The sequence below is a fragment of the Streptococcus sp. 27098_8_66 genome (assembly GCF_041431945.1).
Lineage (GTDB): Bacteria > Bacillota > Bacilli > Lactobacillales > Streptococcaceae > Streptococcus > Streptococcus dentalis.
Genome location: NZ_JAPVYS010000001.1, coordinates 300,130 through 326,476 on the forward strand (window position 1 = coordinate 300,130; position 26,347 = coordinate 326,476).

The 26,347-nt window shown below is 41.8% G+C and carries 26 protein-coding genes and 1 riboswitch; of the genes, 1 reads left to right on the top strand and 25 read right to left on the bottom strand.

From position 1 onward, the window contains the following. Window positions 1–119: 119 nt before the first annotated feature. The 10 genes from O3642_RS01435 to O3642_RS01480 all read right to left on the bottom strand — a co-directional run bounded on the left by O3642_RS01435 (window position 120) and on the right by O3642_RS01480 (window position 8,793). Entirely contained in the window at window positions 120–1,130 is a 1,011-nt protein-coding gene (locus O3642_RS01435) for a DUF1002 domain-containing protein (RefSeq protein WP_371605230.1), read from the bottom strand. Between the two features lie 167 nt (window positions 1,131–1,297). Next, window positions 1,298–2,092 carry an alpha/beta hydrolase gene (locus O3642_RS01440; RefSeq protein ID WP_371605278.1) on the bottom strand — a complete coding sequence of 265 codons (795 nt, stop codon included), beginning with the start codon at window positions 2,090–2,092 and terminating at the stop codon, window positions 1,298–1,300. Window positions 2,093–2,304: 212 nt separating this feature from the next. Beyond that, the gene (locus O3642_RS01445; protein WP_003001568.1) at window positions 2,305–2,907 is read right to left on the bottom strand and encodes a lysozyme family protein; all 603 of its coding nucleotides are present in this window, start codon (window positions 2,905–2,907) and stop codon (window positions 2,305–2,307) included. Beyond that, the gene (locus tag O3642_RS01450) at window positions 2,907–3,881 is read right to left on the bottom strand and encodes a nucleoid-associated protein (protein WP_070450065.1); all 975 of its coding nucleotides are present in this window, start codon (window positions 3,879–3,881) and stop codon (window positions 2,907–2,909) included. Before O3642_RS01450 ends, O3642_RS01445 begins: the two co-directional genes overlap by 1 nt. An 8-nt stretch (window positions 3,882–3,889) precedes the next feature. Next, the gene (glyA, locus tag O3642_RS01455) at window positions 3,890–5,146 is read right to left on the bottom strand and encodes a serine hydroxymethyltransferase (RefSeq protein WP_371605231.1); all 1,257 of its coding nucleotides are present in this window, start codon (window positions 5,144–5,146) and stop codon (window positions 3,890–3,892) included. A gap of 38 nt (window positions 5,147–5,184) precedes the next feature. Continuing rightward, window positions 5,185–5,796 carry an L-threonylcarbamoyladenylate synthase gene (locus tag O3642_RS01460; protein ID WP_155171826.1) on the bottom strand — a complete coding sequence of 204 codons (612 nt, stop codon included), beginning with the start codon at window positions 5,794–5,796 and terminating at the stop codon, window positions 5,185–5,187. Then, the gene (prmC, locus tag O3642_RS01465; protein WP_155171824.1) at window positions 5,783–6,619 is read right to left on the bottom strand and encodes a peptide chain release factor N(5)-glutamine methyltransferase; all 837 of its coding nucleotides are present in this window, start codon (window positions 6,617–6,619) and stop codon (window positions 5,783–5,785) included. Before prmC ends, O3642_RS01460 begins: the two co-directional genes overlap by 14 nt. Beyond that, complete coding sequence (prfA, locus tag O3642_RS01470; RefSeq protein ID WP_371605232.1) at window positions 6,619–7,698, bottom strand: peptide chain release factor 1; 1,080 nt, start codon at window positions 7,696–7,698, stop codon at window positions 6,619–6,621. Before prfA ends, prmC begins: the two co-directional genes overlap by 1 nt. A 9-nt stretch (window positions 7,699–7,707) precedes the next feature. After that, complete coding sequence (locus O3642_RS01475) at window positions 7,708–8,187, bottom strand: GNAT family N-acetyltransferase (RefSeq protein WP_371605233.1); 480 nt, start codon at window positions 8,185–8,187, stop codon at window positions 7,708–7,710. Between the two features lie 21 nt (window positions 8,188–8,208). Then, the gene (locus tag O3642_RS01480; RefSeq protein ID WP_003007269.1) at window positions 8,209–8,793 is read right to left on the bottom strand and encodes a thymidine kinase; all 585 of its coding nucleotides are present in this window, start codon (window positions 8,791–8,793) and stop codon (window positions 8,209–8,211) included. A gap of 114 nt (window positions 8,794–8,907) precedes the next feature. Here O3642_RS01480 and O3642_RS01485 point away from each other — a divergent pair, with 114 nt between their 5' ends. Continuing rightward, entirely contained in the window at window positions 8,908–9,090 is a 183-nt protein-coding gene (locus O3642_RS01485; RefSeq protein ID WP_001117401.1) for a 4-oxalocrotonate tautomerase, read from the top strand. A gap of 58 nt (window positions 9,091–9,148) precedes the next feature. On the opposite strand, the gene ilvD is transcribed toward O3642_RS01485, so the two are convergent. The 15 genes from ilvD to nox all read right to left on the bottom strand — a co-directional run bounded on the left by ilvD (window position 9,149) and on the right by nox (window position 26,151). Continuing rightward, window positions 9,149–10,867 carry a dihydroxy-acid dehydratase gene (ilvD, locus tag O3642_RS01490; protein WP_014713305.1) on the bottom strand — a complete coding sequence of 573 codons (1,719 nt, stop codon included), beginning with the start codon at window positions 10,865–10,867 and terminating at the stop codon, window positions 9,149–9,151. A gap of 126 nt (window positions 10,868–10,993) precedes the next feature. Then, complete coding sequence (locus tag O3642_RS01495) at window positions 10,994–12,337, bottom strand: MATE family efflux transporter (RefSeq protein WP_371605234.1); 1,344 nt, start codon at window positions 12,335–12,337, stop codon at window positions 10,994–10,996. 117 nt (window positions 12,338–12,454) lie between these two features. Further along, window positions 12,455–13,717, bottom strand: a complete 1,263-nt coding sequence (locus tag O3642_RS01500; protein ID WP_155171814.1) for a nucleobase:cation symporter-2 family protein — start codon at window positions 13,715–13,717, stop codon at window positions 12,455–12,457. Then, a complete protein-coding gene (locus O3642_RS01505; protein ID WP_155171812.1) occupies window positions 13,717–14,298 on the bottom strand; it encodes a xanthine phosphoribosyltransferase in 582 nt (193 codons plus the stop codon). Before O3642_RS01505 ends, O3642_RS01500 begins: the two co-directional genes overlap by 1 nt. 90 nt (window positions 14,299–14,388) lie before the next feature. After that, a riboswitch (purine riboswitch) is annotated at window positions 14,389–14,484 on the bottom strand. Continuing rightward, window positions 14,474–15,457: a GMP reductase gene (gene guaC, locus O3642_RS01510; RefSeq protein ID WP_371467964.1), complete on the bottom strand. Its 984-nt coding sequence runs from the start codon at window positions 15,455–15,457 to the stop codon at window positions 14,474–14,476. It overlaps the preceding riboswitch by 11 nt. Before the next feature lie 182 nt (window positions 15,458–15,639). Next, entirely contained in the window at window positions 15,640–16,365 is a 726-nt protein-coding gene (locus O3642_RS01515) for an alpha/beta fold hydrolase (protein WP_371605235.1), read from the bottom strand. 30 nt (window positions 16,366–16,395) lie between these two features. Next, window positions 16,396–16,692 (bottom strand): hypothetical protein, encoded by a 297-nt coding sequence (locus O3642_RS01520; protein ID WP_371605236.1) that lies wholly within the window; start codon window positions 16,690–16,692, stop codon window positions 16,396–16,398. 126 nt (window positions 16,693–16,818) lie between these two features. Continuing rightward, window positions 16,819–17,436, bottom strand: a complete 618-nt coding sequence (locus O3642_RS01525) for an SAP domain-containing protein (RefSeq protein WP_371605237.1) — start codon at window positions 17,434–17,436, stop codon at window positions 16,819–16,821. A gap of 675 nt (window positions 17,437–18,111) precedes the next feature. Then, entirely contained in the window at window positions 18,112–18,309 is a 198-nt protein-coding gene (locus O3642_RS01530; RefSeq protein WP_023918087.1) for a twin-arginine translocase TatA/TatE family subunit, read from the bottom strand. Beyond that, the gene (gene tatC, locus O3642_RS01535) at window positions 18,309–19,028 is read right to left on the bottom strand and encodes a twin-arginine translocase subunit TatC (RefSeq protein WP_371605238.1); all 720 of its coding nucleotides are present in this window, start codon (window positions 19,026–19,028) and stop codon (window positions 18,309–18,311) included. Before tatC ends, O3642_RS01530 begins: the two co-directional genes overlap by 1 nt. Continuing rightward, window positions 19,015–20,700 (bottom strand): FTR1 family protein, encoded by a 1,686-nt coding sequence (locus O3642_RS01540; RefSeq protein WP_371605239.1) that lies wholly within the window; start codon window positions 20,698–20,700, stop codon window positions 19,015–19,017. Before O3642_RS01540 ends, tatC begins: the two co-directional genes overlap by 14 nt. Beyond that, window positions 20,678–21,883: an iron uptake transporter deferrochelatase/peroxidase subunit gene (gene efeB / locus O3642_RS01545; RefSeq protein WP_003001434.1), complete on the bottom strand. Its 1,206-nt coding sequence runs from the start codon at window positions 21,881–21,883 to the stop codon at window positions 20,678–20,680. The genes O3642_RS01540 and efeB overlap by 23 nt, the downstream gene beginning before the upstream one ends. Before the next feature lie 5 nt (window positions 21,884–21,888). After that, window positions 21,889–22,761: an iron uptake system protein EfeO gene (gene efeO / locus O3642_RS01550; protein ID WP_371605240.1), complete on the bottom strand. Its 873-nt coding sequence runs from the start codon at window positions 22,759–22,761 to the stop codon at window positions 21,889–21,891. 110 nt (window positions 22,762–22,871) lie between these two features. Further along, on the bottom strand, window positions 22,872–24,416 hold the full coding sequence (locus tag O3642_RS01555) for a ClC family H(+)/Cl(-) exchange transporter (RefSeq protein WP_155124918.1): 1,545 nt from the start codon (window positions 24,414–24,416) through the stop codon (window positions 22,872–22,874). A gap of 358 nt (window positions 24,417–24,774) precedes the next feature. Then, complete coding sequence (nox, locus tag O3642_RS01560) at window positions 24,775–26,151, bottom strand: H2O-forming NADH oxidase (protein WP_003001563.1); 1,377 nt, start codon at window positions 26,149–26,151, stop codon at window positions 24,775–24,777. Between the last annotated feature and the right edge of the window lie 196 nt (window positions 26,152–26,347).

Sequence of the window (26,347 nt, forward strand, 5' to 3'; positions counted from 1 at the left end):
AAAGGTCCAGTGGACCTTTTTTTATGAGCTTAACATAAAATTTCTAATTGAGTATAAAAATAGGAAACCACACAAAAAAAGCACTCTGACTTCTTGTCAGGAGTGCTTTCCTGCTATTTTTAGCCAACTAAACCACTAAAGAATTTGACAATGGCATTCCAGATGGCTCCGAAGAAGCCGGCAATGGCATTCCACGCATTTGTAAAGAAGTTACCACTATCTTTTAAAATAGCATTGGTATGAAAATTCAGATTGATATTGTTAAAGGTATCGCCTGCCTTATCTACGATACTATCTTTCAGATCCGACAAGGTTTTGGTAAAGCTTTTGCTACTGATAACGCTACTCTTTGAAAGGTTCACTGCGAAATTCACGATTAAATTGATCTGGTTACCCGTCATAGTTGTATCCAGCTTATAATTTTTCAGGGTTTCTTCGACGATCTTTCGAATATCATCTTTGCTTAAATCCTGATTGTTCTGTTTGGCATTGGCTACTGCTGTTTTAATGTCTGTCAATGCGACGTTTAACTTATCCGCATCGAAGTTTTTCTTTCCCGCGTTCTCTTCATTGATCCCGGATAGAGTCGTTAACTCTTCTTGGGCCAGATTTTTGCTTTCTTGAGAAACTTTAGCACCATTTTTCTCAAGCGAATAATACATACCAGCCAAGGCACTTTCACCAGTCACCTGTATAGGAGAAGCTACTGTAATTTGAGCATGCTCTAATCCAAGTGTAACGGCTGCATTACGATACATATCTGCAGTGACCTTGGTGATGTTTTGAGGTGTCACGATATTGACTTCTAGTGGCTTATTTTTACCTAATTTTTGAATTTTAACAGAGGAATAAAGTTCCAAACTATCATCGTTGGCAACGTTCATAATCGAAGAATAAACCTCTGGTGTCATGGTCTTCCATTCCTCTTTATCTTTTGAACCATCGTAGTTCAAGAGACTCAAGGTTTGTTCGATTTGACTTTGGTCCAGCGAATAGCCCAAAACATAGTCTGGCTTGACATAGGTTTCATCAATGACTTTCTGCACATTGCTATCTGCAAAAACAAGTGGGATAGCTGTAAACAAGGCCAAAGTCGTCGTTACAAACAATGCAATCTTCTTTAATTTCATCTTTTTCTTCTTTCTAATTCAAATAAACTCTGGGCATCTCTTATTACCTTTCTCACCTCATTAGGGATGAAAAAAGAAGTAAATAAAGAGATTACCCACTTCGATTTTCATTATACAGTTGATTTCTTAAAACTAGCTTACAGTTTTTTTAAGAATGCATGACATTTTTATTTTCCCCAAAGAAACTGGATCAACAGCTTATCTACTATTGGATTTTCATGAAGTTGGCTGTGCTGGGCACCTTTGCCATCAATCTTTTCTTCACGGTAGCTTTTTGCGCGCTCTGCTACTAGGTAACGAAGGGCTTTCGAAGAAACATTGAGAACCGATCCATCCGTCTCTCCACCGATATCACCATAGATATTCAGCACATCGATTTGATTTTCAGGATAGACTTCCCGAAGAGCTAAAAGATGCTGGTACTGCTCATTCATTGCGGAGGGTTTACCAGTTTGCGTATCTAGAGTCAACCCCTGGGGTAGGTTCATCCCTTCGATTCCAGCAACATGGTTTGCAATGGCGACCTGCTTAATAATTTTTGGTAAATTCTCATCACTTCCATGTTCCAGAAGATAATATAAGACAGACATATTTCCCATAGAATGAGCGACAAGGTTCATCTCTTTAAAATGATAGGTCTCTTGAAGCTTTTTGACCACCTGATAGGCATAATTGCTGATGACTTTTGGATCTGGCGTGCGATTGTTTTGGTATTCCACTTTGATTATTGGATTGACTGCGCCTTTTGGAATGGTCCCTGTCAGCCTTACCTGCCCATCATCAGCCACGTTTGCAGTGATGACGGTTTGTGTCACCCCTGCTTTTTTTGCCGCATCTGTCATGTGTTTTTCTGCATTGGCACTCGATCCATAACCATGAAAAAATAAGGTAGGACGACTACTTTGTAGGTAATTCGTGTGGTCCAGCTGCGTTTTTTGTTGATACTTCCCAAAAAATGCGATACATAGGAGAATCAACCCCAAAAGCAGTCCGTAGAATGATTTTTTGTTCAATAGGAACTCCTCAAGATAATTTAAAACTAACTAGTATTTTATCATAGCTATTCAATGATTTCAAAATATTGAGAATGAAAGAGCCAAAATACACAAAAGATCGTACGACTAAGGAGAAAGATAAGAGGCCGGACTACTTGTCCGACCTCTGAATTGATTGATTAAAACCATGAAAATAACTTCATAATCGTCATATTGGTTTCTACTAAACGAGAATAATAAATGTTCCCCCCATTAATGTAGAGTTCCATCCCGTTCAAAAGAGAGATAGGGTGGAGGTAAAGATAAGTTTCACCGGTTACATTGCCAAGACTTGGTGCTACTACATCCCGTGAATAAGCGCGGGCCAACTCTAGGGAATTTGTTCCACCGTGTTTGGCGACGTAATCAATGTAGTCTTTCCCGAAATTATAGGCTTGAACCGCAGTCCAGCCATCAACGCCTTTTTTCTTGGCTTCTTTTAACTCATCTGAAAGAGTTTGAATTCCTTGGCGAATGCTGGCCTTATTATCACTAATAGTATTGGTCTCACCACTTGCACTCTCACTCGCCTGCATGACATCGTCCTCACGGCCTTTGGTCTCCGTATAGATCATAGCAAGAATGAGATTTTCATTGGCCGTGGTGTCCTCTTCAGCAAGGACTTCTCTAACTAGGGAGCGGTACTGCATGACTTGTTTGACGTCATGATGGATCTGAATTCCCTTGTAGATTCCAAATATTAGTAAGATGAATAAGAAGATCTTCACTATACGTTTAATCATTATTTACTCTGTATATCCTCAATATTTTTGATCAAAATAGAATAGGTTCCGTTCTCGTTTAGAATAAATTCAACAGATTCGGCATCTTCATAGACATTATTCGGAACGATCAGTTCAATTCCATTTGACAATGACAATTTCTGATTTTCGAACTTCTTCAACTGGCGACTTGCATCAATCTCTTCAAAGGTGACAGGCTCTGGTACAGCTTCTTTGACTTGGTCAATAAAACTGAGGCGAGCTGTCAGATTGTCGTCGAAGAGATCATCCGCTAATTTCTCTGGAGAGAGTTTATTTTCTTCCTCAATATGGTTAAAAATAGCTGATTTAACCTTTGATTGAAATTGAAAATCATCTGTATTAAAGCTTTCCGCAATCTTTTGGGCTGTTTTTTCTAGTGCCTTGATCGATTTTTTAGGAGAGATCTTGGGTTGCGCCTGCAACAAATTCTCAGAAAAATAGTTCAAGAACGTCCCATTGTACTTGATCCGTTTTTCAATCAAGTGGTATTTGCGACTTTGAAGATTGATAACCAAAGCTTCATCTGCACCAGTCCCAAAACCAGGCAGATTATTTTGCGTCAGCTTAATCGGATTGTCCACTTCACCGCCAAGATGCGTCAAGGTTTCTCGTAAAGCGATCCGAAGAAAGGCAAAATGGTCCACCCCTTCTTTTGAGAATTGAATGAACACCAAATCATTGGTCTTTTGATTCTCAGAGACGACAAATTCTTCCTTCCAACGATTCGCTACTGCGACTGAAGTTTCTAATAGGTCATCTGAAATCAACTCAAGAAAAGGATTGTCCTCTTCGAAAATACCAGTCCTGGCTTCATCAGAATAAACCCTTTCAATCTTCTTACGCAAGTATTCCTCGATTTTAGGCGTGATATTGAGAAATTTATCTGCCAGATAGAGATCGGTATCGTCTGGGCTAAATTGATGAATGATGGCTTTTTTTACGTAAATATCCATAAGATGGTTTAGTCCTCGTAAAGTGGAAAGGCGTCTGTCAAGGCTTTGACTTGGCTACGCACTTCGTCTAATACTTCTTGCTTGTCCGCATTTTTCAGCGCTTTGATCATGAGTTCAGCAACGGTGCGACTTTCTTTTTCACCAAAACCACGAGCGGTGATAGCTGCTGCACCAATCCGAATCCCACTTGTCTTAAATGGAGACAAGGTTTCATAAGGAATAGAGTTCTTGTTGAGGGTAATATTGACTTCATCCAACAAGTTTTGCGCCACTTTTCCGTTTTCAACGACTTTAGTGACGTCGACAAGGAAAAGGTGGTTCTCTGTTCCGCCTGAGATGACGCGGAAATCAGGATCTTGCAAGAAGACATCAGCCATGGCCTGACTGTTCTTAATCACGTTAGCTGCATACTCTTTAAAGGCAGGATCCAGCGCTTCTTTGAATGCGACAGCTTTGGCTGCAACGACATGCTCCAACGGTCCTCCTTGAATACCAGGGAAAATAGCAGAGTTAATTTTCTTAGCTAACTCCTCATCATTAGTCAAGATCAGGCCTCCACGAGGGCCACGAAGGGTCTTGTGAGTCGTTGTTGTCGTGATATGGGCATAAGGAACTGGACTTGGGTGAAGACCTGCTGCCACGAGACCAGCAATATGGGCCATATCAACCATGAGCTTGGCTCCTACTGCATCTGCAATTTCACGGAATTTTGAGAAATCAATGATGTGAGAGTATGCTGAGGCACCAGCAACAATGAGTTTTGGTTTGACTTCTTGGGCTTGTTTTAAGATGGCATCAAAATTCAAGAGTTCTGTTTCCGGATCTACACTATAGGACACAAAGTTATAGGTTTGACCAGAGAAACTCACAGAAGCTCCGTGCGTCAAATGCCCACCGGCAGCTAGATCCATCCCCATGACAGTGTCACCAGGTTCAATCAAGGCCATATAGGCAGCACAGTTGGCCTGACTACCTGAGTGGGGTTGAACATTGGCAAACTCAGCCCCAAAAATTTCCTTAGCGCGTTCGATGGCCAGACTTTCGACCACATCGACCACATCTGTCCCTCCATAGTAACGACGGCCAGGGTAGCCTTCGGCATATTTATTGGTCAGAATAGACCCTTGAGCAGCCATCACTGCCTTAGAGACAACATTTTCAGAAGCAATCAACTCAATATTGTTTTGTTGACGCTCTTCTTCTTTAGCGATCGCATTCCATAGGTCTGCATCATAGGCTTTGTAATCTTCTTTATCAAAAATCATCGGTCTACTCCTTTATAAAAAATTATTTATGTACATTATCACTGAGGAAGTTCATCTTCCTCAAAAGTAAGCTCTGGAACTTGTGCAAGCAAGTCAGCTTTCGTTATAGAACCTTGCCGCAAAATCCTGGCCTTGGAACCAGAGATATCCAAAATAGTTGAATCTTGTCCAGTCAAGAAGTCATCATCCTCTATACCAGGAACCACTTGATCAAACTCGCTTACAATAGCCTTATACTTTATTCCACTTGCATGACCTGAAAGATTAGCCGAAGGACCAACCAAAGGACCGTATTTACGAATTAATTCCAATGTTTTTGGGTGAGCCGGAATACGGAAGCCAACTGTGTCCAATCCTGAATGAATCCAGCCAGGTACCTTGTCATTCGCCTGAAGAATAATAGTGAGAGGCCCTGGTAAAAATGAATCAATCAGTTTTGTTAAATAGTTAGGTTGACTTTTCGAATAAAGTCGTATATCTTCTTCGCCGGCTACATTTAAATTCAGAGCCTTGTCTCTAGGTCTACGTTTTAACTCGTATATATAATCAACTGACTCTTGATCCAAAGCTTTGGCAAAAATACCATAGACTGTTTCAGTTGGCAAAATAACCGCACGTCCTGCTTCTAATTCTTTCTCAATGTGATCCATTGTCTACTACTACCATTCTATCTTGTCCAAATTGGTCTTTCAGAACGTGAACGCGTTTGTCGGGAAATGCCTCTTGAAAGAGCTCTTTTACTTTATTTCCTTGCTTATAGCCAATTTCTAGATAGATCTTTCCGTCTGGTGTTAAAACACTTGGTGCTTGCTGGGCAATCTTTTCGTAGATGGCATATCCATCACGTTCCGCAAAAAGAGCTAAGTGGGGTTCAGAGGCTAAAACATTGGCTCCAACCTCTTCTACATCATCCCGAGAGATATAGGGAGGGTTGGACACTATCAGGTCATAAGGACCTTCTAGTTCGTCCAGTACATCTGACGACTTGAATTCAAGGACAGCTTCTAATTGCTTGGCATTTTCTTGAGCCAGGGCTAAAGCCTCTTCTGAGACATCACTAGCTTGAACCTGCCAGGTAGGTCTAGTGAGGGCTAGGCTAATGGCAATGGCCCCACTTCCTGTTCCAATATCCAGAACTCGTAAGGTCTCCCCATCATTTTCTTCCAGAATAAGAGCAACCAATTCTTCCGTTTCAGGTCGTGGGATCAGCACGCGCTCATCAACTGTAAAAACATGGCCATAGAATTCCGCACTCCCAATAATATATTGGGCAGGGACGTGATGTTTCAACCGCTCAAAGATGGATAGAAGCAAGGCCTGATCCTCTACTTCCACTTCTTTTTGCAAGGCAAGGACAAAGTCTGTAAAGGTCCAGTTTTTTAAAGCTCGATACGCGAAGGAGAGGCTTTCTGCTTCCTCTCCAACGGCTATTAATGCTTCTTCATACTGAGCTAATAATGGTCCCAACAACATTATTTGTTCAACTCTTCTAGTTTTTGTGTTTGATCATACAAGACCAAAGCATCGACCACTTCGTCCAATTTACCAGATAAGATGGTATCCAGTTTTTGAAGGGTCAAGCCAATCCGGTGATCAGTCACACGGTTTTGAGGGAAGTTATAAGTCCGGATCCGCTCTGAACGATCACCAGTACCGATGGTTGACTTCCGTTCAGCGTCTTGCTCGTCTTGGGCAATCTGAGCAAAGTGGTCAGCCACACGCGCACGGATGATCTTCATGGCTTTTTCGCGGTTCTTCTGTTGGGTCCGTTCTTCTTGCATCTCGACCTTGATATTGGTTGGTAAGTGGACGATACGAACAGCTGTTGCGACCTTGTTGACGTTCTGTCCACCCGCACCAGATGCGTGATAGATGTCAATCCGAAGGTCTTTTGGATCAATGTCGTACTCGACTTCTTCGATTTCTGGCATGACCAGAACGGTTGCTGTAGAGGTATGAACACGACCTTGGCTTTCTGTCACAGGAACCCGTTGAACCCGGTGGGCACCAGATTCATACTTGAGTTTTGAATAAACTGATTGACCAGAAACCATGGCTACGACTTCTTTGATCCCACCAACGCCATTGTAGGAAGCTTCCATGACTTCAAAGCGCCAGCCTTGGCTTTCCGAGTATTTTTGGTACATTTGTAAGAGGTCGCCAGCAAACAACTGGGCTTCGTCTCCTCCAGCTGCTCCACGGATTTCCAAGATAATGTTCTTGTCATCGTTTGGATCTTTTGGAAGAAGTAAGATCTTCAGTTTTTCTTCGTACTCTTCTTTTTCAGCCTTAGCATCCTTAAGTTCTTGCTTGGCCATTTCTTCCAAGTCCGCATCGCCGCCTGCTTCCTTAATCATTTCCTCAGCGTCAACAATGTTTTGAAGGACTTGCTTGTACTCTCGGTATGCTGTCACCGTATCACGAGTGGAAGCCTCTTCTTTTGAAAGCTCCATAAAGCGTTTGGTATCAGAGACCACATCTGGGTCACTCAATAACTCTCCTAACTCTTCATAACGGTCTTCTACAGCTTGTAGTTGATCATAGATATTCATGTTTGCTCCTTAATTCTTGGTTGTTAGATCATAGATTGCTACAATTTCGTTTTCTATGACTTCGCCAGTTTCTTTAAATCCATAATGGAGATAGCAAGATCTCGCTTGATTATTTTCCGGTTCATAAGATAGCCAAAGACTTGTTGCTTTTCCAGCTGGCTCTGTTCGAACAAAGTCAATGACTGCATCCATAGTCGGTTTAAAATAGCCTAAACCTTGAAATCGTTTATCGATCATAAAGCGAAATAACAAGTAATTTCCCTTGCTGATCCCAATTTTCTGGTCATAGGCAATAATAACAAAACCAACTAATACTTCCTTATCATAAACTGCTAAGGGAGCTATAAAATCACCATTTTTATCATATACATAGGCTTCAGCTAAGCTAATGGAATTGGATGCAATAAAATTCCTTTGATTTGGATGAACTTCTAGATTTAAAACGTCAAAATAATTCTCTATCGTAATATCTTTTAAACAAATAGACATTATTATCCTCTCTAAAACGTTCTAGACGCTTTCGGTTGGTATGTCTGGATTAAAATAATGCTTGCGGCAAACAGAGATATAGGTCTCGTGTCCACCGATCTGGATCTGCTCTCCATCATAGACAGGTTTACCCGCTTGGGTACGCAAGACCATGGTCGCCTTCCGGGAACAGTATTGGCAGATGGTTTTGATCTCCTCGATCTTGTCGGCTAACAAGAGGAGATGTTTGGAACCTTCAAATAGTTCATTTCGGAAATCATTTTTGAGGCCAAAAGCCATCACCGGCACATCCAGTTCATCCACGACCCTTGCTAAATCATAGACATGGTGGCGTTTCAAAAACTGAGCTTCATCGATTAAGACACAGTAAGGTTTGATTGTTTGGTTTTTAATAAAGCCAAAGATATCCGTATCGTCTTCAATCGCAACAGCTTCCCGTTTCATACCGATCCGGCTAGAAACCACTCCTACTCCATCTCTGGTGTCGATTGCTGAGGTCATGATGACAACGCTCTTGCCTTGCTCTTCATAATTATGGGCTACCTTCAAAATCTCAATGGTTTTCCCCGAGTTCATGGTCCCATATTTATAATATAATTGTGCCATTTTCCTTCTGTTCTCTCTAAAATGTGTTTCATTATCATTTTACCATAATTTTGCTAAGCTTTGTATCCCAAAATGTGATAAAATAGTCCTATAAAAAATTTAGGAGGTGGCCATATGCCATTTGTACGAATTGACCTTTTTGAAGGACGCACCTTGGAACAAAAGAAAGCCTTGGCCAAGGAAGTAACCGAAGCTGTTGTCCGCAATACTGGCGCTCCTCAGTCAGCTGTTCACGTTATTATTAATGATATGCCTGAAGGAACCTACTTCCCTCAAGGTGAAATGCGCACCAAATAATGGTTCCACTAAAAAAGCCTTTCTTGCTTGTGATATCACATAGCAGGAAAGGTTTTTCTTATTTTTCTTGGGCTTGACGTTCTGCTTTCCGTTCTTCGAATTCTTCGTCACTCATCAAGGTTCCGCCGACATTAGCTGATTTAGCAAAGGCTGTATAGCGACGCAACCAACCGCTGGAAATTTTTGATTTGAAAGGTTTCAAATGTTTGCGACGTTCTGCAAGAGTTGCATCATCGACAAGTAGATCAAGGGTACGATTTGGTAGGTCAATCACGATTTCATCCCCATCTTCAATTAAGGCGATATTCCCACCTTCTGCTGCTTCTGGAGAAACGTGACCAATAGCAATCCCACGAGTAGCTCCTGAGAAACGACCATCCGTAATCAGTGCCACATCCTTACCAAGACCGCGTCCGACAATCTTAGAGGTTGGTGCCAACATTTCTGGCATACCAGGTCCACCCTGAGGACCCTCGTAACGAATAACAACGACATGTCCCTTCTTGACTGTTCCATTGTCAATCAACTCAAGGGCTTGATCTTGTGAATCGCAGCAGATGGCCTTCCCACGGAATGTGGTCACAGATGGATCTACCCCACCGACCTTGATAACAGCTCCATCCTGAGCAATATTTCCGTAAAGGATCGACAAACCACCTACAGGTGAAATAGGATGCTCAATTGGATGGATAATTTCTTCATTTTTAATTTCGGCACCAGCTACGTTTTCTTTCAAGGTTTTACCAGTAACTGTAATACGATCACCCTTAATGGCACCTTTTTTGATCAACTGATTGATAATGGCTGGAACACCACCAGCTTCATGCACATCATGCATGGTGTAAACACTTGAAGGTGCAATTTTAGAAAGATAAGGTGTCTTCTTGGCAATCTCGTTGATATCTTTGAGATCATAGTCAATCCCTGCTTCACGCGCAATAGCGAGCGTATGAAGCACCGTATTGGTAGAACCACCCATGGCCATATCGAGCGCAAACGCATCGTCGATGGCTTCTTTGGTCACAATATCCCGTGGACGGATATCCTTTTTAATATTCTCTACCAATTGTTTAGCCGCTTGGCGAACCAATTCACGACGTTCATCTGAAACCGCTAGGATGGTACCATTTCCAGGAAGAGCAAGGCCTAATACTTCCATCAAACAGTTCATGGAATTGGCAGTAAACATACCAGAGCAAGAGCCACAGGTTGGGCAGGCATTTTTTTCCAAGAAATCGAGCTCATCCATGCTCATATCACCAGCTTGATAAGTACCTACAGCTTCAAACAAACTTGAGAGCGTCGCTTGATGCCCCGTCATGTCAACGCCACCCTTCATGGGTCCACCAGAACAAAATACGGCAGGCACATTGGTCCGCATGGCAGCTAAAATCATTCCTGGTGTAATCTTATCACAGTTTGGAATATAGAAAACACCATCAAACCAGTGGGCATTGATGACTGTTTCAGCAGCATCTGCGATCAACTCGCGAGATGGCAAACTATAACGCATCCCGATATGGCCCATAGCAATTCCATCATCTACCCCGATGGTATTAAATTCAAAAGGAATCCCACCAGCCTCGCGGATAGCTTCCTTAGCAACATCTGCTAACTCACGCAGGTGAACATGCCCTGGAACGATATCAATATAGGAGTTACAAATAGCAATAAAGGGCTTTTGCATATCCTTTGCTGATTTTACTTGCCCTGTCGCATAGAGGAGACCACGCGCTGGTGCTCGGTCGATCCCCATTTTGATCATATCACTTCTCATCTTGTTCTCCTTCTAGTTCTTCATTTCTACCTCCTAATCTTACCACTTTGACATCAATTGTCAAGAACTTTCAGAAAATTTATAATATTCACGGTACATAAAAAGCCTGGTTTCCCAGACTTCTTTTTAGTTTGTTTGCTTTTTTTCGATCTGCCAGAGCCGAAGCTGGTAACAAATTCCACTCACGACAAGGCTAGAAATAAGGCCTATCCAATAAGCATAGGGACCCAAGTTGGTCACATGATCAAGGAAAATCCCTAGTGGGATAGAGATACACCAATAACTAAAGACACCTAATAAGAATGGAACGGTTGTATCCTTATAGCCTCGCAAAATCCCTTGTAGGGGTGCCGCAAAAGTATCAGCTACTTGGAAAAAGAGGCTATAGGTCATGAAAATCGCTGTTTGTTGCACAAAGATTGGATCCTTGCCATATAGTCCTGCCAGTTGGAAGCGGAATGTATAGAGAAAGACGAGGGTGACAATCGCAAAACCAAATGCTGTCAGCCGGCCCAAACGGCAGTATTGTTTGACGACTTCTGGTCTTCCTGCTCCCAGTTCGTAAGATACGATAATCGCCATGGTACTAGAGATACTAACCGGGAAAGCATACATCAGGGTAGAAAAATTCATGGCCGATTGGTGGCTCGCGATGGTAAGTGATGGGAATTTTGCCATTAACAAACCAACGAGCGAAAAGATGATAACTTCTGCAAAGACAATTCCACCGATTGGAAGCCCAAGTCGCAATACTTCTTTCATCCCTTTAAAATCATAAGGTTGCGGCTTCCACAATTGGAAAGGTGCTACCTTAGGGTGTTTGCACAAGATCAAAACTGCAATCACCAGCAGGACCCAGTAGGCCAGAGAGGTTCCAAGTCCCGCTCCTGCTCCTCCCATCTCAGGAAAACCAAATGCCCCATAGATCAGGATATAGTTAAAACAAGCATTGAGAGGCAAAAGCAAGAGCATCAAGTACATGGATAGACGCGTCATGCCCAAGGTATCGAGGAAGGTCCGCACGATACTAAAGAGCAACAAGGGTAAGATTCCCAGAGAAAGGAAATATAAATAGCGAATAGCTATTTGGGAAACAACGTTTTCTAAACCTATCTGCTTGAGAATCATGGGCGCAATCCCCCAAACAAAGCCTATTAAGAGAATGGCCATACCAAATGACATATAGAGGAATTGGTAAAAATCGCCAGCAATCCGTTCTTTATTTCCCTTGCCTAAATGATGCCCAACAATCGGTGTCAGCGCAGAGACAATCCCTGTCAGGAAAGTAAAAAATGGATTCCACAGACTGGTAGCTGTAGAAACACCAGCCAAATCAAGGGTTCGGTACTGACCAGTCATGGCTGTATCGACGAAACTGGCTGAATAATTGGCCAATTGGTAGATTAAAATCGGCAAAAATAGACTCAAAAACAAGCGCAAGCGCTCTTTAAAGTGATAGGTTACATACATGATTCTAACTCTCTTCTCATCAAATAAGAAATAAGATTTTCTCCTCTTCCACTCTACTATATGTTTCCTTAAAAGTCAAAAAAACCGAAGATCCAAGGACCTCCGGTGCATCTGTAATTAGTGTTTATTGCGGTTTAAAATAGCGTTGAGAACGATCGCTAAGACACTTGCAACGACAATTCCGTTCGCAAAGAACATTTGGAATCCTGTTGGAAGGCCATTGAAGAGGGTGCTGTTGTTCAAACCAACCCCTGCAGCAATCGATACAGCAGCGATCAAGAAGTTGTGCTCATTGTGTTCAAAATCAACACGCGCAAGAATCTGCATCCCTTGAATCGATACAAAACCAAACATCACTAGCATCGCTCCCCCAAGAACTGGACTTGGAATGATTTGTGCTAAAGCTCCAAACTTAGGAAGGAGACCAAGAAGAACAAGGAAACCAGCCGCATAGTAGATTGGAAGACGAGTCTTGATACCAGACAATTTCACCAAGCCAACGTTTTGTGAGAATCCAGTGTAAGGGAAGGTATTAAAGATACCACCGAGGAGAACAGCCAACCCTTCAGCACGGTAACCATTGCGAAGGCGCGTGCTATTAATTGGATCTTTAGTAATATCAGAAAGTGCAAGATAGACACCTGTTGATTCAACCATAGAAACTGTCGCGATGATACACATCATGACGATTGAGGTGATTTCAAACTTAGGAGCTCCAAAGAAGAAAGGTGTTGGAACGTGAACGACTGGTGCTTGAGCCACAGGTGTGAAGTCAACCAAACCCATAGAAGCCGCAATAGCAGTACCTACGATCAAACCAATCAAAATTGAAATGGATTTAATAAACCCAGTCGTATAGATATTAACAACTAAAATGATGAGAATGGTCACCACAGCCAAAATCAAGCTTTGAACGGTTGGTTTTGGCGCATTATTTCCCATATTTCCAATCGCTACTGGAATCAAAGTCAAACCAATGGTTGTAATAACAGATCCCGTTACAATAGATGGGAAGAGATTGGCAATCTTAGAGAAGAAACCAGAGACAAGGATGACATAAATCCCTGAGACAATCAAGGCACCAAACATGGCACCACTACCATGGCTAGCCCCGATCATGCTGAGAGGTGCCACAGACTGGAAGGCAACCCCAAGGACTACCGGAAGTCCGATCCCAAAGTATTTATTGAGCTGCACTTGAAGGAAAGTTGCTACCCCGCACATGAAGATATCTGTAGAGATGAGATAGGTTAGTTGATGAGCATTATAGCCCAAAGCTCCTGCGATCATGATCGGCACCAAAATAGATCCCGAATACATGGCTAAAAGGTGTTGCAAGCCTAGAATGGCCGCCTGTGAATGGCTTTCTTGTTTTTGCATTAGATGTCTGCCTCCTTAAATACAACCTGACCATTTTCAAAACGGTCCAAACGTGCGAGGGATACAACTGGATATCCCAACTCTTCTAACAATCCCCGTCCATCTTGGAAGGATTTTTCAATCACGATCCCAATCGCTTCCACTTGAGCACCAGCTTGTTCGATGATTTGAATCAATCCTTTGGCTGCTTGACCATTTGCGAGAAAATCGTCAATGATCAAAACCTTATCTGATGGATCCAAAAATTTACCCGCAATCGAAACGGTGCTGGTCACTTGCTTGGTAAAGGAATAAACCTCAGCCGTCAAGATGCCCTCATTCATCGTGATGTTTTTCGCCTTCTTAGCAAAGATCATGGGAACATCCAAGGCTTCAGCTACATAAAGGGCTGGTGCAATCCCAGATGCTTCAATGGTCACGACTTTCGTCACACCAGCATCTTTGAACCGCTCCGCAAAAGTCTGACCAATTTCTTTCATCAATTTAAAATCCACTTGGTGGGTCAAAAAGGAATCCACCTTGAGGATATTCTCACCTAAAACGTTACCATCTTTTAAGATGCGTTCTTCAAGTAATTTCATACTTCCTCCTACTTTTTAAAAAATCCTCTACTTCATGCATAAAACACAAAAAGGCCTGCTAAGCAAGCCTTGAAATCTCTCTAGAAAGAGAAATAATCCCGACTTACTTATTGTTAGGTGTTCCGGCACCTTGTAGAAACATCACGCCCATTCGTGAAATAAATAAGTAATTCAATTAGTGTGCATCGCCATTCCAGATAGAATTCTTAACGATCACATAGTCAACATGTTTCAAATCTGCTAATTTTCGGCCTCCTGCATAAGAGATCGAACTTTGCAAATCTTGTTCCATTTCTGTTAAGGTGTCTTGCAAATGACCCTTGGCAGGCAATAAAATCTTCTTACCTTCGACGTTCTTATAAGCGCCTTTTTGGTACTCTGAAGCAGATCCATAGTACTCTTTGAAAGACTCTCCATCAATCTCTATTGTTTTACCAGGACTTTCGATATGTCCTGCAAAGAGAGAACCGATCATGACCATAGATGCCCCGAAACGAATCGATTTGGCAATATCACCATGTGTCCGAATACCACCGTCCGCAATGATTGGCTTACGCGCTGCTTTTGAGCACCAGCGAAGCGCAGCCAATTGCCAACCACCTGTACCAAATCCAGTCTTCACTTTGGTGATACAAACCTTACCAGGGCCGATCCCGACCTTAGTCGCATCAGCTCCTGCATTTTCCAATTCACGAACAGCTTCAGGAGTTCCAACATTTCCAGCAATGACAAAGGTATCTGGTAGTTCTTTCTTGATGTGTTGAATCATCCGAATGACACTATCTGCGTGACCGTGTGCGATATCAATAGTGATGTACTCAGGCGCATCTGCCTTTAATTGACTCACAAAGTCGTATTCGTATTCCTTAACACCAACCGAAATGGAAGCGATCAAACCTTGATCATGCATGCGTTTGACAAAAGGAATCCGACCCGCTTCATCGAAACGGTGCATGATGTAGAAGTAACCACCACGCGCCAACTGCTCTGCTACATTCTCATCCAAGATCGTCTGCATATTGGCAGGTACAACAGGAAGTTTGAAGGTATGCTTTCCAAATTGGACGGTTGTGTCTGCTTCTGAGCGGCTATTGATGATACATTTGTTGGGAATCAACTGAATATCTTCATAGTCAAAAATAGGAAATTCATTTAACATAGATTGAAAAATCTCTTTTCTAAAAACTGACCTACCTATGCGCAAGCGCATCGCTACGTCTCTTGACGTTTCCTTGATAGATTATACCAAAGATACGGACCTAATGCAATGGGAATGATTTTATAGGAAATAACGTTCGGAAATTACAAGAATAAAACCCGTTTCAAAAAGAGAAACAGGTTTTATTTATGAACATTTTGGAGCCAATTGTTCACTTCTCTAGCTACAATTTCAGGCGCCTCTGTATACAGTTCGTGCCCCAAACCTTCTAGCAAGACTTGCTTGATCTGGGGATCTAGTTGCTTCAGAGCATCTTTTCTCCATTCAGGTTCTTCTTGGTATCGAGGCCCGATAAAGAGGACAGGCAGGTCTGCCAGTGGAATCTGGTAAGTCTTGATCTGACGCCGTAGACGCAATAAGGTCAAGACCTTTTCGAGATCCAGATTTAATTCATATCGTTCACTTGCTGGATTCCAGCGATAGCTAGCCTCTACTGCTTTTCGAGCTATAGGAGTAGGATCTGCTCCGTCTCCAAGTTCTGATAACACAGCTTCTTCTAAAGTTGCAAAGACTTGCTGCTGCATGAAGGACGATGTGCCCTCGAGTTCTTCCTCCAAAGGCAGAATCTTTTCCATATCCAGGTAGCCCCCATCCAAGAGAATCAGAGCTAGAATCTGAGGAAACTCTGCAGCCAGATAACGGGCCAAATCTCCACCCAAGGAATGCCCCAATAAACAGATTTCATTCGCCTGGCTGATCTGACCTTGAAACCAAGCACGAAGATCGTTTTCTTTCTGAATCATTTCCCTATAGGGATCTAGAAAGGTCACAGGAAAGCCTAGCTCATCAATAAGTGGAGCCAGATAGTAGCTATTGCTACCTAGGCCACCGATAAAATAAAACTGCATGTATTTTGTCTCTTCCTTTATATTTTATAATTAATTCCTTAATTGGTTCGCGCTAGTCTTTTCAATCCAATATTGCTCCTCTTTGGGGATCAAATGATCGAATTTCCCTGAAAAAATCTTCCATCCGTTCGGCACATATCTTTCGTAGTTTTTCATTCCCAGATGGTTTGAATAAAACTCCTCTTTATCAAAATCGATTAAAAGATTCGGGAGTAAACCTTTTCCTTCAAAAATAATCTCTGAATGTAAGTCCTCACAATCCATTGAGCGTTTGATCATTTCGATCAATTCTTCAACCGTCACCTTCAGCCAATCTTCTTTATACATTTCTAAGTAGCTCTCAAGATTGCTTTTTGTAATCACATGAAGATTCTGTTGAATCTCAGGTAAATAGGAGAAATCAACATCCAGACCTGCTTCCTGGTATGCCTGATTCGACAAACTTGAAGTTGTTTACTTACAGTACTCCTCTATTTTGTAGCTATATTCTTTTAGAAGTCCCCGTGAATAAATTTTTTTATTTTTTGAATCTCTAACTTCTTTCCAAAGGATAGCCGCAACTTTTAACTTGTTGGAGTAATGATTGCTAAATTCATCTGCACAAAAGTCTTTTAGAAATTGATTCCATTGGCAAGTTGAATTATCATACTTGGCGTAGTCTGACTCTCCATAGTATATTTTAATCATATCTTGGATTGTAAAATTTATGTTGTTGTCCCGTTTTACTTTTCGCCAAGCAGTTGCCATATCAGCATTAAACTTAAACGGATTAACACCTGTTACAGCTGAAAAATAATCACGAAATTTCTGATTAAAGGAAAACCCACATTCAAGTAATGATGTATTTAGGGTTATTATTTCAGTTTGATTTTTGTTTCTTTTCCTCAAAAATTTTTCTACTCTATTTCCCTTAAAATATTGTTCTATAATATGATTTAATTCTTTTTTTGTACATCTGTATTCTAATCCAAGGTACTTACAAATTTGTGAAAGCTCTTCTCGATACCAGTAGTATCTGTTAAATTCTTCAAATGATTTTATATCTCTAAAATCAGGTCTATGTTCTTCCAAATGCTCACCTCTACAACTCCAAATTTATCTCATTATACCATAGATAATAAAAGTCATATCAATTTATACCCATGCCACATAAAGCTATAACAGAAATTGTAATTACTATATTTCTATTAAGCTTAACTTTCTTATAAAATAGATAAGAAAAACAAACGATATAGTCCATCACTAGTAACCAGAAATACTAGAAGTTGAAAGATATAAAAGCATTGAAATGGAAAGCATAGCAATAAACAAAACAGTCAGTAAAACGATGGTTTTGTTTTGTTGTGTTGTTTCACTTGCTTTCTAAATTCCCATTTTGACTTCATCTGCAGACGCCCTTTGTATCTTGACGTCCGTACTCACTTAAGGAAAGTTTTTTATATGACTTTATCTTCAATCTGAGACCGTTAAGGCCTCTTTGTTTTAATCTTTCTGACTGAATTAGATACAAAAAATCCACTCACACAGGGTGAAATGGATTGTTTCTTTATTAACGGTTCAACAAGAAATTGAACAATTTTTCGACAATTTTTACGACCAACCAGCATAAGAATCCGATATAGCTGAAATAGAAAATGAGTGACAAAATCGTAATAATCATGGTTTCCTCCTTCGTCGATTGCAAGTACTTGTCTTATTATACCTTTTTATGCAATCGAACTCAATAGAATTTTGAAAATTGTCTGATTATTCTTTTTCTTCTTTAGCTTCTTTGGCGTCTTGATCGGCTTCTTCACTGCCTTTATTGACAGCAGTCTTAAATTCAGCAAACATTTTGCCGATGGACTGACCCAACTCTGGCAGGCGTTTTGGTCCAAAAATCAAGAGGGCGCCCAGGATGATGATGATCAAACCTGGTGCTCCAATATCACGTAAAATTCCCATTAGTTTCTCCTTTTTCTTGAATAGATGACTTTACTGATGGCGACACTGACTTCAAATAAGAGGATCAAAGGGAGTGTCATGGCCAAGTCACTGATAAAGTCTGCAGGGGTTAGCACGACAGCTAAGACCAGCAGAACAAAGTAAGCGTAACGTCGGTAGGTTATTAAAAACTGTGGTGTCAAAAGTCCAATCGAAGTCAGAAAAGCGACCAAAACTGGTAACTCGAACAAAACCCCTAAAGGCAAGGTGGTGTGCCATAAGAAGGTTAAATAATTTTGTGCCGTCAATTGGGTATCAAACAGCCCATCTCCCAACCGCATCAAGACCTCTAAAATAGCTGGGCTGACAAAGAAATAACCAAATGCAAGCCCCAGCACAAAGCAAATAAAGCTAGCTGGGATGTAGGCAAAAACTGCACGCGCCTCCTTCTCCTTCAGAGCCGGCCTTACAAACTGCCAAATCTGGTAGACAATAAAGGGCAAGGTCAGGCTAAAAGCTGTGAGATTAGCCAGCGATACATAGATCCAGAGGATATCATTCGGCCCCAATACCAGCAGTTTTTGATGGAGGCTAGCCGTCAAGGCTTGGTAGAGTTCTCCACCAAATACAAAAGCCACCAGAAAGACGATAATATAACACAAGACCACTGCGATCAATCGTTTTCGAAATTCGACCAAGTGCTCGACAAAGGTCATTTCATCTGCTCTACTCTTTGCCATGTTGTCTCACCGTAACGAGAGCAATCAGAGCCACAAACATTAACTGAGGAAGAAGAACTTCCCAGCTTGGATAGATCCCCGCCCAATCGATGGTTGGAAGTCCATTGACCAAATGGCTAGGGAGGATATTGGTCAACTGAAGGGCGTGAATGCTGACACCGAGCATCTTGAAGGCCAAGGCGTAAATCAACCAAGTCAGAATGAAAAAGATTCGATGAGGTTGGATAGCTTGACTAGCCTTGGTCATAGCCACTGCAATGATGATGAGAATAGCTATAGCAAGCCCGATTCCCAGTAAGAAATTCGCGGTTGTAATCCGCGGAATGATCCCGACATAAAAGAGAATGGTCTCAGCCCCTTCACGAAAGACTGCTAAGAAACTGAGGGCAAACATAGAGACAAAGCTTTCTGTAGCTGTCACTGTCTTCATTTGACGGTCCATAAAGGCATTCCACTGTTTGACAGAGGACTTACTGTGGAGCCAAATTCCGATGAGGATCATCATGACCACAGCGAAAATCCCAACGCCACCTTCAATGATTTCCCGGTTAGAGCCCGAAATAACGGCTGGAAATGCTACTTGCAAAACAAGAGCGATCGCTGCACTGGCAAGAACACCAGCAACAGCCCCTCCGTAGACCCATTTGAGACCTTTCCTCATCTTAGCAGCCTTAAGGGTCGTCACAAGCGCCATGACGATCAGAAGGGCTTCTACTCCTTCACGCAGAAGAATCAACATGGCATCAAAGACGTTGTAAGAAGCTGTCGTATCGATCGCAGACAGGTCCTTGATCAAGGCTTGTAATTTCTCTTGATAAGCCTTTTCTTTCCCCTTGACCATAATAACCGGGGATTCGCTTTCTACGCGCGTGTAGAGACTGGGATTGGTCGTGCTAACATCCCCTTCGATAGTTGGCCAGATCGTGATGAACTGCTTCATAGTCGCTGCAGCAGACTTATCGTCTCCGGATTGGAATTGGCTTTGCGCCTTCTCCAAAAGCTTGATCCCATCGTTCAGCGTCAAATCCGTACTGGCACTGCTAATGGCCTCTCCTTTTACAAAGGCATCAATCCCATTTTTGAGGTCGTCATAAGAGGACTGGATGTTGGTAAAATCGGTAGGTTCTGTTTCAATACTACTGCGCAAGAGGGAAATGGCCGTCTCGATTTTGCCATAGTAGGCTGTGCTGTGATCTCTTACCACTGCTTCGTTTCGCGTCCAGGTATTATTGAGATCGGCATAGGTTTGACGGGTTTTATCCAGATCCTTAGCTGTAATGGCATTTTGTAGGTTCTTAAAAGAAGGTGCGAGCCGACTCACGAGTTTGTCTTTTTCCGCCTCTAAATCGACCGGATTTTGCTCTTTTTCAAAAGCGAGCAAGGCTGATGAGATCTTGGTGAGATCCTCTTTGGTTGCCTCCCCTTTTATAGCCAGGGCTTGGCTAACTTTTTTCCCTGCCTTGGAATCATGGTGGTCTTTGGATTCAAAATCAGCCTGAATCTCAGCGATCAATTCCTTGGCCTTATCCTGATTCTTATTTTCTACAGCAGTTGTTGCATCTGTGATCTTGATAAAGAGATCGCTATAAGATTCCGCAGCTACTGGATGAGTCCAGAACAAGGCAAGAAGGCCTAACAAGATCAAGAATTTATTCAAAGAGTGCTTGACCAAGATACCCTCCTTTCTCAACGCCTGCAAAGCAAGCAAATAGTCCACTTCCGATATGGGTGATATACTCGTTCATTTTGTCTACTGCGCCCAAGTTGGTTTGGATTTTGACAAAGCTGTTCGGATTCTTTTGAAAGGCGATAAAGATCAAGCCAGCATCAAATTGCCCAGTCTGTTCATTGATGCCATCCGAATAGGAATATGACCGGCGTAAAATCGGTCGATCGACTTCTTTGGCCAAACGGACATGTGAATCAACTGGTAGTTTAGATAAATCTACTTCATCAAATTCGTTGGTTTTACCAAATGGAGCACCGGACTCCTTGTAGCGACCAAAGGTGTTTTCTTGCTCCTGCAAATTGGTTCGGTCCCAAGTTTCCAAGTGCATTTGCACTAGGCGAAGAGCCATATAAGAACCACCCTTCATCCAGTCCTTGCTGTCAGTCCAGACGACCTTGTCAAAATCCTTCTCAGTCGTGACATTTGCTGTACCATCCTTGAAACCAAAGAGGTTGCGGGGCGTTTCTTTTCGGTCACCAATAGCTGCAAATCCTGATTTACTCCACTTCATGGTAATGGTATTGCGACCCTTACGAATCAGATTTCGCACCGCATGAAAGGCTACTTGCTCATCATCTGCACAGGCCTGAATGACGATATCGCCACCTGTGTATTTGTCCTGCAACTGCTCCTTTGGAAATGGAGGCAAATCACGAAAGAGTTTCGGACGTTTGGCCTCCAAGCCCAGTTTCTTTAGAAAGGAAGCCGAAACCCCAAAAGTCAGGCTCAAGCGATAGGGGTTGAGTCCCACTGTTTCACCTGTATCTGTTGGTGGCAAGAGGGCATTGGCCCCATCTTTTTTGACCAACTCTCCTTCGACTAATTTACTACTATAATCAGTCCAATCTTTAAAGAGCTGGATGACTTCTTTTTTGTCCGTCGTGTGAAGATCTAACACAACCAAGTAACAAGCCTTCTGCATGGGCGTTGTAATCCCTGCTTGGTGCTTGCCATAAAAGGAGATATCTTCATCTCCATCATAAGCTTTTTTGCTGGAACTGTCTTGATTAGCGAAAAAAGCAGATGCACCAGAGAGGCCCAGCGCTAGACCAGCCCCTCCAATACCTGCTTTTTTAAGAAATTCACGACGGTCCATTTTTTTATCTAAAAATTTGTCGTCAGCCATTTTTCTTATTTCCCATCTAAAATCACACCCATTTGAGACAAAGGTTCACCAAGTTTGGTCACAGCTTCTGCCAATTCCTTGGTATCTTCCTTGGATAAATCTGTGTAAGACTTATAATTTGAATCATCTGTCATATGTTTGTCCAATAAAGCATTAACATTCTTGAATTCTGATTCCAAGGTTTTAACCAATTTGGCATCATTTTTCTCAATCAAGGGTTTAAAGAGAGAGAAGATCTTTTCAGCCCCTTCAATATTGGCACGGAAGTCGTAAAGATCTGTATGAGAGAAGACTTCTTCTTCACCCGTAATCTTTTGCGTTGCCACTTCATTGAGCAAATCGACAGCTCCAGTCAACATGATATCCGGTGTTACTTCTACTGTAGCAATTTTAGCTTTCAACTCCTTGATATCGTTCACCAGTTGGTCAGCGTATTTGTCTGTTCCATCTGTGGTATTGTTTTCCCAAAGGATACGCTCAATCCGGTGGAAACCTGACCAGCCATCTTCTGATTTATTTTCATCCACATAATCCACCAAGCGGTAGTCGATTTTGACATCCGATTCCCCGAAGGTTTCAGCAATCGGTTCAGAACGTTCATAGGCCATGCGGATCAAGGGGTATTGCTTTTTTGCTTCTTCCAAATTCCCGTCTTTTAACGTAGCTCGGAATCCTTCTGTATCCTTGAGCAATTGGTCAATTTGCATTTCAACAAAGTCTTTGTATTCAGCTGTCGCATTATCCAAGGTCTTCTGGTCAGCCTTTGACAACTGCACTGTTGAGCTAGTTTGCGTCTTCTGACTGGACTGTTTGCTAGTAGAATTTGCACACCCTGCTAAAAGAGCAACACTTAATAAGAGTAGACTATATTTTTTCATGAAAGACTTCTCCTCATTTGTTCTTGCCCTTATTTTACCAGATATTTTCTCATTTTTCAATAATTGTCTGAAAATTTAATAATAGAAAAACTTTTCTGAGAATCAGTCTTTTACAAAAGAATATCTTTGACTCGTCCGATTTCAGATTCTTTAACCACCACAAAGATACTATCACCTAGATACAAGCGGGTTGCGCCATTGACCGTATAGCTCTTACCACTTCGCATTTGCGTGGTGATCAAGATATCTTGAGGGAGGTGCAGTTCATGGACTTGCTTTCCTGCGATCTTTTCTGATACAGGGATCTCAATTAAAGTCAACTCTCCTTCTTCTTGCGCCTTATCCGGCAACAATTGCTCTAACATGGCTTCATAGACTGGCGCTCCATGGAAGAGATCCATGATCATATAAGCTAGCAAGGTAACCATGCCTAGTGGCATTAAACTACGAATATCACCGACCATCTCTGTTACCAAGATCATTGCTGTTAAAGGCGCTTTTGAAATAGCCCCAAAATACCCACTCATTCCTAAAATGATGAAAAGAGGCAGCTGATTTTGAGAGATAAAGCCAATGTTTTGGAGGAAGGTTCCAACGATGGCCCCTAAAAGTGACCCTAATGCTAGTATGGGCAGGAAGATGCCACCTGGCAAGCCACTACCATAGCTCAACATACTCCAGATGAAACGGATTGCAAAATAGAGAAGGATAGTCAGCACTGGATATGGTACTCGAGCCAAATCCAAGACCAATTGATTCCCACCACCAAGAATTTGAGGAAGGAAATAGCCGATTGGAAGAATCAAGACAAAGGCAAATAAAGAAGAATAATGAGAAGGAACATGGAAAATCTTCTCTAGCAAACGATACAGGCGACCGATATTGAGGACCACTATTTCGTAGACATAACCCGCTGCCCCTAAAAAGACTCCAAGAAAAAGGTAAATCCAGTACTGAGACAGATGGAGCGGTGGAATATTTTGTGGCATATGAAGCACTGGTGTTTGACCAAAGACATTGAGTGAAATAAAATTAGCCGTCAAACTAGCAGCCAAGGTCGAAATCCAAAAGAAACGTGAAAAATGATGGTAGACCTCTTCAACCACAAATAAGAGCCCCGCTATAGGTGCATTAAAGGCAGCAGCAAGGCCAGCAGCAGCCCCACTCGCAATCAAAGACCGCTCCTCAACCGGGCTGACCTTCAAATGACGGGCCACTCCTTTTCCACCCATTGCCCCTAATTGAATACTAGGACCTTCACGACCAAGCATCAAGCCACTTCCGATGGCCAAGACACCTAGAATATACTTCTTCCACAAGGTATCCCACCAGCTCACCGCCAAGAGGCCCTTAAGTTCCGCTTCGACTTGTGGAATTCCTGATCCCTTGATATCCCGATTGGTGCGAATGAGGCGACCAGCAATCAGAACAATTAAAGCATACCCTAACAGCATCGCCAGCAAATAAAGTGGTTGAGTTGGCATCTCCTTGTAAACGCCTTGAACAAAATGAAAAATATGTTCGATCAAAAAACGAAAACTCGAGACGATGCAGCCCACAACGATCCCAACCAGAACACCTCTGACAATATGGGCCACAATTGAACTAGAGGCAAATTGAAATTCATTTTTAAAAGATTCTTCTTTAGCAGACATTCCCTAACTCCTTCAAACTATTATCCTATTCATTATACCTTATTTCACTGCCTCTGAATACATGGAAAGACAGAAAAAAACAAAACTCCCCTTGTTAGTTTTGTTTAGAATGTAGACAAACCATTTTATCAAGTAAAATAAGTTAAGAAATTCTACATAGAAATATAAATATGTTCTATTTATGGAACGAATAAAGAAAAGTCAAGACTTTCCGCTGTGAGAAAAGTGCCTGAAACTGTATTGTTTCAGGCACTCGGAATTATTGAGACCTTAGGCTCAATAATTAGTCATGGAACTTCTATGAAGTTCGCTGACGTCCGTACTCACCTAAGGAAAGTTTTTAATAGAACTTTAGCTATTATTCAGCAGTTAAAGCTGCCATTGTGATGTAGTTGTATGGTTTGTTGAAGTGTGGCAAGAAGAACAAGTCCGTCAAAGCCAATTTATCAATCGTCACATGTTCTTGAATCGCAAGTGAGAACATGTGGATAGCCATTGAAATGGCGCTATCACGTGATACCATTTGAGCTCCAAGGATTTGACGAGTGTCTTTATCATAGACGATCTTGATACCAACTTCGTAGTTATCGTGTTTGATAAATTCAGGTTTTTGAAGGTCATTGAAGCCAGTTTCAGTGGCATTGAAGCCTGCAGCTTTCGCTTTTTCAAGCGTCAAACCAGTTGAAACCATGTGAAGGCCGTAGATAGAGATACCGTTAGAACCTTGAACACCGATTCCTTCTAATTCATGACCAGTCGCATTGTAGGCACCGACAATACCTGAACGAACCGCATTAGATGCAAGAGCGATGTAGCTCATTTCGTTACGAGCGTTATCAAAGATAGTCGCACAGTCACCAACTGCGTATACACCTGGAAGTGAAGTTTCTTGTTTCTTATCAACAAGGAAAGCACCGTTGCGGAAGAGTTCGATCTTACCATCAGCAAGAGCTGTATTAGGACGGAAACCAACAGCCAAGATGACCATATCTACATCAAAGGTTTCTTTATCAGTTACGAGACGTTCTACCTTACCATCTCCTTCAACCGCTTGAACCGTTTGTCCAAGTGCCAAACGGATGTTGTGGTCTTCCAAGTTTTTCGCCATGATGTCTGTGAAGTCTTTGTCGTAGTAACCATTCAAGACAGTGTCCACGATATCCACCAAGACAACATCTTTACCAAGACGTTCGAAAGCTTCAGCAAGTTCAACACCGATGTAACCACCACCAACTACGGCGATACGGTTCAAGTGTTTGCTGTTATCTTTCAATTTTTCGATCACTTCTTCAGCGTTTTGGTACAATTTAACGAATTGAAGATTTTCAAGAGTTGCTTTGAATTCGCGGTTACCAGGTACGATTTCAACTCCTTTAATTGGAGGAATGATTGGTGTTGATCCAGTCGCAAAGATCAATTTTTCGTAAGATTCTTTGTGTTCTTTCCCATCAACTTCCGCAGTCACCACTTTGTTGTCATAGTCAATTGAAAGAACAGGAGAGTTCATGTAGACTTTCGCACCTTTTGCTTCCAATTTTTCTTTGTCAGAGTAGAAAAGACCTTCAGGACCATCGATTTGTTCACCGATCCAAAGCGCCATCCCACATCCAAGGAATGAAATGTTTGAGTTTTGGTCAAAAACCACAATTTCATTTTCATTTCCAAAATTATCTAACATAGTGTTGATACAAGCTGTTCCGGCATGGTTTGCCCCTACAACAACGATTTTACTCATAGAATAAATCCTACCTTTAATTTAATTTACTTCTTGAGTATATCATAAAAATGATATCGGTTACAATTATTTTGCTCAGAATTTGTGATCTTTTTTTCAATTTTCCAGAAAATCACATTTCACATGTTTCAAAAAATGTCAAATAATTTGACTGAAAGGATTGTGAAAACGGTCTCTTTCTGATATACTATAAATA